We start from the raw sequence: 12401 nt of genomic DNA, 5'->3' as shown, positions 1-12401 counted from the left end.
CGTCTCGGGGAAGAGAGGAAGAAAACGGGCTCAGGCCGAAGTCTTAAGCCGTTCGGACCGGGTGACAATCTCCGTCAGCGGAACAATGCGGACGAAGCGTTGCAGGGCGGCGTCCCAGTCGCCCAGCAGGCGACGCGCCAGGGGCGATCCGGTCGAGGCCAGATGGGCCTCGACCAGGGTTTTCAGCCGGTCGGCCGCGTCCGCGTCGATGTCGGCGACGCCCGCCAGGTCGCCGTTCAGGGCGCGTTCGGCATGGCCCGGCCGATCCAGCACGAACAGCTCGCCGCCGCTCATGCCCGCCGCCAGGTTCCAGCCGACCGACCCCAAGACGACGACGCGTCCGCCGGTCATATATTCGCAGCCGTGGGCGCCTAGGCCTTCGACCACCGCCTCGGCGCCCGAGTTTCTGACCGCGAACCGTTCGCCCGCCGCCCCAGCGACGAACAGACGGCCGGATGTCGCGCCATAAAGCGTGGTGTTGCCGCAGATCAGCTGATCCTCGCGCCATTCGGGGGTGCGGATCGAGATTTCGCCGCCCGACAGCCCCTTGCCGACATAGTCGTTGGCCTCGCCGGTCAGATGCAGCTCCAGACCCTTGGCGGCGAAGGCGCCGAAGCTCTGGCCGGCGATGCCTTCCAGCCGCAGCTTCAGCCGACCGGCCGGGCCTTGCGCGCCGAAGCGCCGCACGATGGCGGAGGAGAGGGCGGCGCCCACCGTGCGCTGGGTGTTGTTAAGCGGATAGGACAGTTCCAGCGTCTGGCCGCGATCCAGGAAGCGCACGGCGTCCTTCAGCACGGCGGCGTCCAGGCTGTCGGCGATGGGCTTGCGGGTCGTCTTGTCGGCCCATTTGCCGGCCGCGCCCTCGTCCACCTGAACCAGCAGGGGGTTCAGGTCGAGGTCGTCCAGGTGCGAACCGCCACGACGCACCTGACGCAGCAGGTCGGTGCGGCCGATGATCTCGTCCATCGTGCGCGCGCCGATGGAGGCCAGGATTTCGCGCGTCTCCTCGGCGATGAAGGTGAACAGGTTGACGACCTTGTCGGGCGTGCCGGTGAACTTCTCGCGCAGGCGCTCGTCCTGGGAACAGACGCCGACGGGGCAGGTGTTGGAATGGCACTGGCGCACCATCAGACAACCCATGGCGATCAGGGCGGCGGTGCCGACGCCGTATTCCTCGGCGCCCAGCATGGCGGCGATGACCACGTCGCGGCCGGTGCGGACCCCGCCGTCGGTCCTCAGCGTGACCGAGCCGCGCAGATTGTTCAGCGTCAGCACCTGATGGGCCTCGGCCAGGCCGATCTCCCACGGCAGGCCGGCGTGCTTGATCGAGGTCTGGGGCGAGGCGCCGGTGCCGCCGTTGTGGCCGGCGATCAGGATGGCGTCGGCGTTGGCCTTGGCCACCCCGGAGGCGATGGCCCCGATGCCCGAGGCGGACACCAGTTTCACCGTCACCCGCGCATCGGGGTTGATGGCCTTCAGGTCGTAGATGAGCTGGGCCAGATCCTCGATCGAATAGATGTCGTGGTGCGGCGGCGGCGAGATCAGGGTGGTTCCCGGCACGGCGTGGCGCATCCGGGCGATGAATTCCGTGACCTTGAAGCCGGGCAGCTGGCCGCCCTCGCCGGGCTTGGCGCCTTGCGCGACCTTGATCTCGATCTCGCGGCACTGGTTCAGATATTCGGCGGTGACGCCGAACCGGCCGGACGCCACCTGCTTCACCGCCGAGTTGGCGTCGTCGCCGTTGGGACGCGGGTGATAGCGTTCGGGGTCCTCGCCGCCTTCGCCGGAGACCGAGCGGGCGCCGATGCGGTTCATGGCGATGTTCAGCGTCTCGTGCGCCTCGGGGCCGAGCGCGCCCAGGGACATGGCCTGGGTCAGGAAGCGGCGACGGATGTCCGACACGCTCTCGACCTGATCGATGGGGATGGGCGTCCCTTCGCGGAAGTCCAGCAGGTCGCGTAAGGAAAGGTCGGCCTGGGCGCGGACGACCTCGGAGAACTGCTTGAACCGGCGATAGTCGCCCCGGTTGCAGGCGTCCTGCAGCAGGTGGATGGTCTTGGCCTCGTGGGCGTGGGCCTCGCCGCCCGAACGGATCTTGAAGAAGCCGCCGATGGCGGGGGAGGGCGCAGCCTCCCCCCAGGCGATGCGGTGACGCTTCAGCGCCGCCTGCTCCAGACCGGCCAGACCGATGCCGGAAATCCGCGACGGGGCGCCGGGGAAGAATTCGGCCGTAAGCGCCCGCGACAGGCCCAGCACCTCGAACTCGCACCCGCCGCGATAGGCGGAGATGACGCTGATCCCCTTCCTCGCCAGGGTCTTCAACAGGCCCGCCTCGATCCCCGCCTTGTAGTTCAGACAGGCGTCGCGCAGCGTCAGGCCGGGATACAGGCCCCGGTCCAGACGCTCCTGGAACAGGTCCTGGGCCAACCAAGCGTTGACGGTGGTGGCGCCCACCCCGACCAGAACGGCGAACCCGTGCGGGTCCAGCGTCTCGGCCGTGCGGACCACGATGGAGCAGTAGGACCGCAGGCCCGCCTTGGTCAGGCGGCCGTGGACCCCGGCGGTCGCCAGGATCATCGGCGCGGCCAGACGACCCGCCGAACCCGCTTGATCCGTCAGCACGATCAGGGCCGCTCCGTCGCGGGCGGCGGCCTCGGCCTCGTCCATGATCCGGTCCAGCGCCGCACGCAGACCGGCCCCTGGCCGGGCGTCATCCGAAGGCGCGGCGTAGGTGCAGTCGACGACCACGGTCGAACCGGCGCCGACCGTCTCGATCATCCGTTCGTACATGCCGTTGGTCAGGACGGGGCTGTCCAGCACGAAGACGTCGGTCTGGGCCTCTTCCTCGGCCAGGATGTTGCCCAGGTTCTTGAACCGGGTCTTCAGGCTCATGGCCCCCGCTTCGCGCAAGGGGTCGATGGGCGGGTTCGTCACCTGCGAGAAGTTCTGGCGGAAATAGTGCGATAGTGGGCGCGGCAGGGCCGACAGGACGGCGGGCGGGGCGTCGTCGCCCATCGAACCGACCGCCTCCTTGCCGTCGCGCACCAGGGCGTCCAGCAGCAGGTCCAGGTCCTCGCGGCTGTATCCGGCGGCGATCTGACGGCGGGTCAGGGCCTCGCCCGAGACCGAGCGCGGTTCGGGCCCGGGGCCGATGATGGGCTCCAGATCGACCATATTGTCCAGCCACGCCTCATAGGGGTGGGCGGCGGACAGGGCGTCGACAGCCTCGTTCTCGTCATAGACGCGGCCGTGCTTCAGGTCGACAGCGATCAGCTTGCCGGGGCCGATGTGCAGGCGCCGCTTCACCCGGCTCTCGGGGATCGGCACCAGGCCGGCTTCGGAGCCTGCCATCAGCAGGCCGTCGACCGTCTCGACGGCGCGCAGGGGGCGCAGGCCGTTCCTGTCCTTGCCCGCCACGATCCAGCGGCCGTCGGCGGCGCAGATGGCGGCCGGGCCGTCCCACGGCTCCATCACCGCATTGCAATAGGCGTAGAAGGCGCGATGCGCCTCGGGCATGACCACGTCGTCCTTGGACCAGGCCTCGGGGATCAGCAGGGCCTTGGCCATCGGGGCGGGGCGACCGGCGTGGACCAGCACCTCCATGACGTTGTCCAGGGCCGCCGAGTCCGAGCCGCCCGGCTGGACCACCGGCTTCACCTCGCGGTCGCGATCGCCGAACGCCTGGGCGGCCATGCGGATCTCGTGCGACTTCATCCAGTTCAGATTGCCCTTCAGCGTGTTGATCTCGCCGTTGTGGGCCATCATGCGGAAGGGCTGGGCCAGACGCCATTCCGGGAAGGTGTTGGTCGAATAGCGCTGGTGGAAGACGGCGTAGGCCGAGACGAAGCGCGGGTCCTCCAGGTCGGGATACAGGTCGCCCAGCAGTTCGGCGCGGACCATGCCCTTGTAGGCGATGGAGCGGGCCGAGAGGGTGCAGATATAGACCCCCGCCAGGTTCTCGGTCTTGACCGTCTTCTCGATGCGGCGGCGGCACAGATACAGTTCGCGCTCCAGCGCCTCGCCGTCCAGCGGCTGGCCGGCGTCGTCCAGCGGCGGGGCCAGCATGATCTGTTCGATCTCGGGCCGGGTCGCGCCCGCCTTGGTCCCCACGACCGACAGGTCGATGGGCGTCTGACGCCAGCCGTAGATCCAGAAGCCGGCGCGCAGGGCCTCGGTCTCGACGATGGCGCGGGCGCGGTCCTGGGCGCCCAGGTCGGTGCGCGGCAGGAAGACCTGGCCGACGCAGATGGGCCCCGGTCGCAGGGACTGGCCGATGGAGGCCACCTGTTCGGCGAAGAAGCCCTGCGGCAGTTCGGCCATGATCCCGGCGCCGTCGCCCGACAGGCCGTCGGGATCGACCGCGCCCCGGTGGGCCACGGCCTTCAGGCTGCGGATCGCATATTCGACCACGTCGCGGCGCGGCGTGCCGTCGATGGAACAGACCAGGCCCACGCCGCAGGCGTCGCGCTCGGAGGCGCGGTCATAGGCGTTCCCGGCCTCCAGGCGATCGCGTGTCTGTTCGTACCTGTTCAGCCAGTCACCCTCTTGGGGCGCTATCGGCCCTTGGCCTGCATGAGCGCTCATGCCGCGACCTCCTCGGTGCGGGTCTTGAAGTAGCGGTCGATCTCTGCGGCGGCGTCCTGGCCTTCGCGGACGGCCCACACGACCAGGGAAGCGCCGCGCACCGCGTCGCCGGCGGCGAAGACGCCAGGCAGGCTGGTGGCGAAGCTGACAGACCCGACCTTGATCGTGCCGTCGTCGCGCAGGCGCAGATCGGGTTCGTGCGCCGCGAACGGCTCGGGCGAGAAGCCCAGGGCCTCGATGACGATGTCGGCCGGCACGTCGAAGTCGGCGCCGGGCACGGGCACGATGTCGCGACGTTCTCCCGGTGCGGCCTCGGTCAACTGCATGCGCGCGGCGCGCACGCCCGTGACCTGGTCGCCTTGCGACAGCAGGGCCTTGGGCGCGGCCAGCCATTCGAAGACGACGCCCTCCTCTTCCGCATTGACCACTTCGCGGGCCGAGCCGGGCATGTTCTCGCGGTCGCGACGATAAAGGCAGGTCACGGAGGCCGCGCCTTGGCGGATGGCGGTGCGGACGCAGTCCATGGCCGTGTCGCCGCCGCCGATGACCACCACCCGCTTGCCGCGCGCCTCGCGCCAGCCGTCCTGTTCGGCGTCGCCCAGGTCGCGGCGGTTCTGATGCGTCAGATAGGACAGCGCGGCCACGGTCGAATCCGGCCCGCGTCCCGGCGCCGACAGGGTGCGCGGCTGATAGACGCCCATGGCCAGAAGCACGGCGTCGTGGCGCTCGCGCAGTTCGGTCAGGGTCACGTCCTTGCCGACCTCGCAGCCCAGCACGAAGCGGACGCCGCCCTCGGCCAGACGATCCACGCGGCGCTGGACGACGTGCTTCTCCAGCTTGAAGCCGGGGATGCCGTAGATCAGCAGGCCGCCGGCGCGGTCGTGGCGGTCATAAATCGTGACCTGATAGCCCTCGGAGCGCAGACGGTCGGCGGCGGCCAGACCGGCCGGGCCGGCGCCGACGATGCCGACGCTTTCGGCCCGTTCGGCGGCCGGGCGGATCGGTTCAACCCAGCCGTTGGCGAAGGCCTGATCGCCCAGCCAGGCCTCGACCGAGCCGATGGTCACGGCGTCCCAGCCGGACTGGTTCAATGTGCAAGCCCCCTCGCACAGTCGGTCCTGCGGGCAGATCCGACCGCAGATTTCGGGCATGGTCGAGGTCAGGGACGCGACGCGCCAAGCCTCGCGCGCCTCGTTCTCGGCAGAGAGGCGCAGCCAGTCGGGTATGTTGTTCTGAAGCGGGCAGGCGTTCTGGCAGAAGGGCACGCCGCAGTCGGTGCAACGCGACGCCTGTTTCTCGGCCGTCTCGGTCGAGGGCGGAATCGTGATCTCGCCGAAACCGCGCGCGCGCAGTTCGGCCGAGGCCTTGGACAGGCGGCGGGGTTCGACGACGAAAGTCCCGCCTGGCTTCAGGGTCTTGTGCATATCTCGCATATGCCGCAAAGCCCGCGCCATAGGCAAATATTATTGCCGCGAGGCGTTCTCAGTCGGGCAGAAAGAAAAAATCATCCAAGAAGGGACATTTTGTCGTCAAATGATGCCGAAAAAGAGCCGCCGCAGCGCAACAGCGTTTAGTTCCGACGGTGCGGCGATAGGAACCACCCCGCCTCTCAAGCGTTGCCGCAGCTTCACCTAAGCAGGAGAACCCCGATCATGCCTCGATGGACAACCCCGACCGGCCTGGGAGGGTGGCTGACGCTGCTTCTCGGGCTGCTATTGGCCGTGATCGGCCTGGTGCTGACCGTGGGCGGGGTTCAGCTCGCCGTCCTTGGCGGTTCCTGGTATTATCTGCTGGCGGGCCTGGCGCTGATCGTCTCGGGCTTTTTCCTTGTCTATCGCGACGTGCGCGGCGCCTGGATCTATGGCGCGACCTTCCTTGCGACCCTGATCTGGGCCTTGTGGGAGAAGGGGACGAACGGCTGGGCCATGATCCCGCGCCTGGTCGGGCCGCTGGTGCTGATGTTCCTGGTGCTGGCGACGCTGCCGGTGCTGCGTCCCGGTCGGGGCGGCGGCCGCACGGCAGGCGTCGGGGCCCTGGGCCTGGCGGTTCTGACGGTGGTTTTCGGTCTGGTGATCGGACAGATCAACAAGCCGGGCGTCGACAGCCCGGTGCCTGGCGTGCGCGGTCCCTTCGGCGATCCGGCGCTGATAAAGGCCGGAGCGGACTGGCCCGCCTATGGCGGATCGGACGCCGCCCAGCGGTTCTCGCCGCTGACGCAGATCAACAAGGACAATGTCGGCCAGTTGCAGCGCGCCTGGACCTTCCGCACCGGCGACCTGCCGGGCGAACGCTGGGGCGCAGAAACGACGCCGCTGAAGATCGCCGACACCCTTTATCTCTGCTCGGCGCGCAACAAGGTGTTCGCCCTGGACGCCAACACCGGCAAGCAGAAGTGGGTCTATGATCCCCGCGTGCCGGACGATCAGATCCCCTATACCGCCGCCTGCCGGGGCGTGACCTATTACGCGGCGCCGAACGTCGATCCGGCCCAGCCCTGCGCCACGCGCATCATCGAGGGCACGCTGGACGGCCGCATCATCGCCCTGGACGCCCGGACCGGCGCGCCCTGTCAGGCCTTCGGGTCCAATGGCGCGGTCAGCATCAAGACCGGCATGGGCGACCCCTATCCGGGCATGGTGTCGATCACCTCGGCGCCGGTCGTCGTGCGCGGGATCATCGTCACCGGCCACCAGGTGCTGGACGGCCAGAAGCGCTGGAACGCCTCGGGCGTGATCCAGGGCTATGACGTCAACACGGGCCAGCTGCGCTTCGCCTGGGACATGATGCGGCCCGACATCGCCACCACCCCGCCGGCGGGCCAGACCTATACGCCCGGCACGCCCAACATGTGGACGACGGCGACCGGCGACGAGGCCCTGGGCCTGGTCTATCTGCCGATGGGCAATTCGGCCGCCGACTACTATTCCAGCCTGCGCCGGCCGGCCGAGAACCAGTATTCCAGCGCCCTGGTCGCGCTCGACGTCACGACCGGCAAGCCGCGCTGGAGCTATCAGACGGTGCGCCGCGACGTGTGGGACTACGATCTGGGATCCCAGGTCACTCTGGTCGATCTGCCGACAGGCGGCGGCGTGACCCCGGCGGTGATCCTGCCGTCGAAGCGCGGCGAGATCTTCGTGCTGGATCGTCGCACCGGCCAGCCGCTGCACGGCGTCGAGGATCGTCCGGCCCCCGGCGGCGGGGTCGAGCCGGCCCAACGCGCCCGCACTCAGCCCTATTCGCTGTTCAACACCCTGGCCAAGCCTGATCTGCAAGAGCGGGACATGTGGGGGATGTCGCCGATTGACCAGATGATCTGCCGCATCCAGTTCAAGAAGGCGTCCTATGAAGGGCAGTTCACCGCCCCGACCGCGGATCGTCATTGGATCGAATATCCCGGCTACAACGGCGGTTCGGACTGGGGCAGCGTGGCGCTGGACCCGCGGCGCGGCGTGATCGTCGCCAACTATAACGACATGCCCAACTACAACCGGCTGGTGCCGCGCGCCGAAGCCGACAAGCTGGGCTGGTTCCCGCGCGACGACCCCCGCTACATCCAGCGCGAAAAGGAGATGGCCAACCGGGGCGGCAACCTGTCCAAGGCCGAGGGCGCCGGCGATCCGCAGATGGGCGTGCCCTATGCGATCGACGTCAACGCCGGCTGGCGGATGCCCTTCACCGGCTTGCTGTGCAAGGAGCCTCCCTATGGCGGCATCCGCGCCATTGACGTGCAGAGCGGCAAGACCCTGTGGGATCGTCCCTTCGGCACGGCGCGCAAGAACGGGCCGTTCGGCATCCCCTCGATGCTGCCGCTGGAGATCGGCACGCCGAACAACGGCGGGTCGGTGGTCACGGCCGGGGGGCTGATCTTCATCGCCTCGGCGACCGACGACCTGATCCGCGCCATCGACATCGAGACCGGCAAGACCATCTGGTCCGACGTGCTGCCCGCGGGCGGCCAGGCCAACCCGATGATCTACGAGCAGAACGGCCGCCAGTATCTGGTGATCGTGGCCGCCGGCCACCACTTCATGGAGACGCCGGAGGGCGATTACGTCATCGCCTACGCCCTGCCGCAACGCGGCTGAGGCGAAGCAGTCATCCCTCCCCTTAGGGGGAGGGAGAGACTAATGTCAGAGTTCGGCGTAGGCTATGCGATCCGCTTCGCTCCGCCATTCTTCGAAAACGGCAAAAGGCTCCGACACTTGCATCGCCTTGGTCAGCACGACCGTATCGCCCTGCACGTCATAGCGGACCTCTTCGCCGCCGCGCAGGTTCAATGCGTCCCGTATCTCGTGCGGGATGGTGGTCTCGCCTCCTGATGTCACGCGACTTGTGATCATGTTGCGAGGGTGCGGAAAAAACCCGTCGCGTTCAAGTCACGGCCGGATCTGACCCTGTCCGCGCACGACGTATTTGTAGGTGGTCAGCTGTTCGGCGCCCACCGGCCCGCGCGCGTGCAGGCGGTTGGTGGAGATGCCGATCTCGCCGCCGAAGCCGAACTCGCCGCCGTCGGCGAACTGGGTCGAAGCGTTGATCAGGACGATGGCGCTATCGACCCGAGCGGCGAACCGTTCGGCGGCGGCCGCGTCCGTCGTGACGATGGCCTCGGTGTGGCCCGAGCCGTAGCGGGCGATGTGATCGACGGCGGCCTCCAGGTCGTCCACGACGCGAACGGCCAGGATCGGCGCCAGATATTCGGTCAGCCAGTCGGCCTCCTGCGCCGGAACCATGCCGGGGACCAGGGCCAGCGCCTCGGCGTCGCCGCGCAGTTCGCAGCCGGCGGCGATCAGGTCGGCGGCGACGGGGGGCAACAGGCGCCGCGCCGCCGCCCGGTCCACCAGCAAAGTCTCGGTCGCGCCGCAGACCGAGACGCGCCGCATCTTGGCGTTCAGCACGATGGCGCGGGCGGTCTCCACATCGGCGGCCCGATGCAGATAGGTGTGGTTCAGCCCTTCCAAATGGCTGAGCACCGCCGTCTTCGCCTCGGCCTGGACGCGGGCGACCAAGCTCTTGCCGCCGCGCGGGACGATGACGTCGATGGCGCCGTCCAGGCCGGACAGCATCATCCCCACCGCCGCCCGGTCGGGGGTGTCGACCAACTGCACCGCATCGGCGGGCAGGCCGGCCTCGGCCAGGCTTTCCGCGATCAGGGCGGCGATGGCCAGCGACGACTGCAGACAGTCCGAACCGCAGCGCAATATGGCCGCATTGCCCGAACGGATGCACAGGGCCGCGGCGTCGGCGGTGACGTTGGGCCGGCTCTCGTAGATCACGCCCAGCACGCCGATGGGGGTGCGGACGCGGGCGATGTCCAGGCCGTTGGCGGGGGTCCAGCGCTCGGTCTCGACGCCTAGGGGATCGGGTACGGCGGCGATGGTCGCCACGGCCTGGGCCATGCCCGCGACGCGCGCCGGGCTCAGCGACAGCCGGTCGATCAGGGCCGCGTTCATGCCGTTGTCGCCGGCGGCGGCGACGTCGCGGGCGTTGGCGGCCAGGATGTCGGCCTGGGCCGCCGCCAGCCGTTCGGACAAGGCGGACAGCGCGCGGGTGCGGGCGGCGGCGGGGGCCTCGCGCAAGGCGGCCGCAGCGGCGCGGGCGCGGCGGCCCATCTCCAGCATCCGGGTCGAAAGGTCGGTCATCGGTCGTCTAGCACCATGTCGTCGCGGTGGATCAGCACCGAGGGCCCGCGATAGCCCAGAACGGCCTCGATCTCGTCGGAGCGACGGCCCCGGATGCGCGCGGCCTCGTCCGCCGCATAGGCGGCCAGGCCCACGCCGACCGCGCGGCCGTCGGCGTCGATCAGGCGCACGCAATCGCCCTTCTCGAACCCGCCCGAGACCCCCGCGACTCCGGCGGGCAGCAGGCTCTTGCCCGCCCGCAGCGCCGCGACGGCGCCGGGGTCCAGCGTCAGGGTCCCGGCCGGCGACAGGCTGCCGGCGATCCATTGCTTGTAGGCGGCCAGGGGACCGTCGGGGGCGGCGATCAGGGTGGCGCGGGCGCCGTCGCGGATGGCGGCGAGCGGCGACAGGGTCTGGCCCGAGGCGATCAGGGTGGCGCAACCGGCCGAGCGCGCGATCTGGGCCGCGGCCAGTTTGGTCGCCATGCCGCCCGTGCCCACGCCCGCATCGGCGTTGGCCCCCCCGCCCATGGCCAGGATGTCCGGGGTCAGGCTCTCGATCAGCGGCAGGTGGACGGCGGTCGGATCGCGGCGCGGATCGGCGGTGTAGAGGCCGTCCACGTCCGACAGCAGCACCAGCAGGTCCGCCCGCGCCAGCTGGGCCGTGCGCGCGGCCAGCCGGTCGTTGTCGCCATAGCGGATCTCTTCGGTGGCGACCGTGTCGTTCTCGTTGACGACGGGAACGACGCCGTGGGCCAGAAGCGCCTGGACAGTGGCGCGGGCGTTCAGCCAGCGGCGGCGCCGCTCGGTGTCGTCGCGCGTCAGCAGCACCTGGCCCGCGACCAGTCCATGCGGCTCCAGCGCGGCGGACCAGGCGGCCATCAGCAGGGATTGCCCGACCGAGGCGGCCGCCTGCTTGTCCTCCAGCCGCGCCCCCAGTTTCGGCAGACGGCCCCGCCCCAGGGCGATGGAGCCGGAGGAGACCACGATCACCTCGCGTCCCTCGGCCCGCAGCGCGGCCAGGTCGGCGGCCGTCGCCGTCAGCCAGTCGCGCGTCGGCCGCCGCGTCGCGGGGTCGATCAGCAGGGACGAGCCGATCTTGACCACCACGCGCCGCGCGCCGCGCAGGGCTGAGGCGGCGTCGAGACGCAGGGGCAGGGCGGCGGCCTGGGACATGACGCTTTTTCTAACGCGCGCTTTCCGGCTTGTCTCTTGCCGCATCGCGCCGCAATGCAGACGAATGATGGAATCGCTTTTCCCAGCCTCCGGCGGCTTGTCGCCAATCCTGGCCGGAACGCTGGGCAGTCTGGCGGCGGGCATGATGACGGCGGTCGGCGCCGTCCCGCTGCTGTTCTTCCGCAAGGCGGGGGTGCAGACCCAGAGCGCGCTTCTGGGCTTCGCCGCCGGGGTGATGCTGGCGGCCTCGTTTTTCTCGCTGATCATTCCCGGCGTGGACGTTCTGCAGGCGGACGGCGCCGGGCAAGGGGCGGCGGCGGGGATCATGGCGGCGGCGGTGTTGATCGGGGCGACTGTGATCGGTCTGATGAACCGGTTCGCGCCGGTCGATATGCTGGCCATCGGCCCGGCCGGATCGCGCGACCTGTCGCGGCGCATCTGGCTGTTCATCATCGCCATCACCCTGCACAACTTCCCCGAGGGCGCGGCCGTGGGCGTCAGCTTCGGCGGCGGCGACATGCAGCAGGGGCTGTCCACAGCCGTCGGCATCGGCATCCAGAACATGCCCGAGGGGCTGGCCGTTTCGGCGGCGATGGCGACCCTGGGCTATGGGCGCTGGCCGGCCTTTCTGGCGGCCCTGGCGTCCGGCCTGGTCGAGCCCGTCGGCGGCCTGATCGGGGCCAGCGTGGTGGGCCTGGTCCCCGGCGCCCTGCCCTGGGGCCTGGGTCTGGCGGCCGGGGCGATGATCTATGTCGTCACCGCCGAAATCATCCCCGAGACGCGCGAGAAGTCCAAGGGAGAGGGTTCGATGATCGGGCTGATGATCGGCCTGGTGGGGATGATGTTCCTGGACATCGCCCTGGGATAGGCGAGGCCGGGCGCTGAAACCGACCTTGATCGGGCGCGGCGGCGTTACATCCATTTACATGGCTGGCGGGGGTTGAAGCGGTCGGGCGCCAGGGGCTAGGCGTCTGAGCTTCGCTGCTCGATCCCGTCCCGAAGGAGCGCCGCTTTTGACGCGACC

General features: G+C 69.6%; 7 protein-coding genes. 2 read left to right on the top strand and 5 right to left on the bottom strand.

The window, feature by feature from the left end; genetic code table 11:
• Positions 1-30 precede the first annotated feature (30 nt).
• Entirely contained in the window at positions 31-4584 is a 4554-nt protein-coding gene (gene gltB, locus DI624_RS05970; protein WP_291536655.1) for a glutamate synthase large subunit, read from the bottom strand.
• Positions 4581-6008, bottom strand: a complete 1428-nt coding sequence (locus DI624_RS05965) for an NAD(P)-dependent oxidoreductase (protein ID WP_291536654.1) — start codon at positions 6006-6008, stop codon at positions 4581-4583. The genes gltB and DI624_RS05965 overlap by 4 nt, the downstream gene beginning before the upstream one ends.
• 228 nt (positions 6009-6236) lie before the next feature.
• On the opposite strand from DI624_RS05965, the gene DI624_RS05960 reads away from it, so the two are divergent.
• Positions 6237-8669, top strand: a complete 2433-nt coding sequence (locus DI624_RS05960) for a membrane-bound PQQ-dependent dehydrogenase, glucose/quinate/shikimate family (protein WP_291536653.1) — start codon at positions 6237-6239, stop codon at positions 8667-8669.
• Positions 8670-8714: 45 nt separating this feature from the next.
• On the opposite strand, the gene DI624_RS05955 is transcribed toward DI624_RS05960, so the two are convergent.
• Genes DI624_RS05955 through proB form a run of 3 tightly spaced genes read right to left on the bottom strand, consistent with a single transcriptional unit; the run spans position 8715 to position 11377 of the window.
• Positions 8715-8924: an AbrB/MazE/SpoVT family DNA-binding domain-containing protein gene (locus DI624_RS05955; protein WP_367142091.1), complete on the bottom strand. Its 210-nt coding sequence runs from the start codon at positions 8922-8924 to the stop codon at positions 8715-8717.
• Positions 8925-8960: 36 nt separating this feature from the next.
• Entirely contained in the window at positions 8961-10223 is a 1263-nt protein-coding gene (locus DI624_RS05950; protein ID WP_291536651.1) for a glutamate-5-semialdehyde dehydrogenase, read from the bottom strand.
• Positions 10220-11377 carry a glutamate 5-kinase gene (gene proB / locus DI624_RS05945; RefSeq protein WP_291536650.1) on the bottom strand — a complete coding sequence of 386 codons (1158 nt, stop codon included), beginning with the start codon at positions 11375-11377 and terminating at the stop codon, positions 10220-10222. Before proB ends, DI624_RS05950 begins: the two co-directional genes overlap by 4 nt.
• Positions 11378-11441: 64 nt before the next feature.
• Between proB and DI624_RS05940 the strand changes: the two genes are divergently transcribed.
• The gene (locus DI624_RS05940; RefSeq protein WP_291536649.1) at positions 11442-12245 is read left to right on the top strand and encodes a ZIP family metal transporter; all 804 of its coding nucleotides are present in this window, start codon (positions 11442-11444) and stop codon (positions 12243-12245) included.
• Positions 12246-12401 lie beyond the last annotated feature (156 nt).

Source organism: Brevundimonas sp. (genome assembly GCF_003248455.1).
In the GTDB taxonomy this organism is placed as follows: domain Bacteria; phylum Pseudomonadota; class Alphaproteobacteria; order Caulobacterales; family Caulobacteraceae; genus Brevundimonas.
Note: the sequence above shows the minus strand (reverse complement) of the source record. Positions and strands in the feature narration are given on the sequence as shown.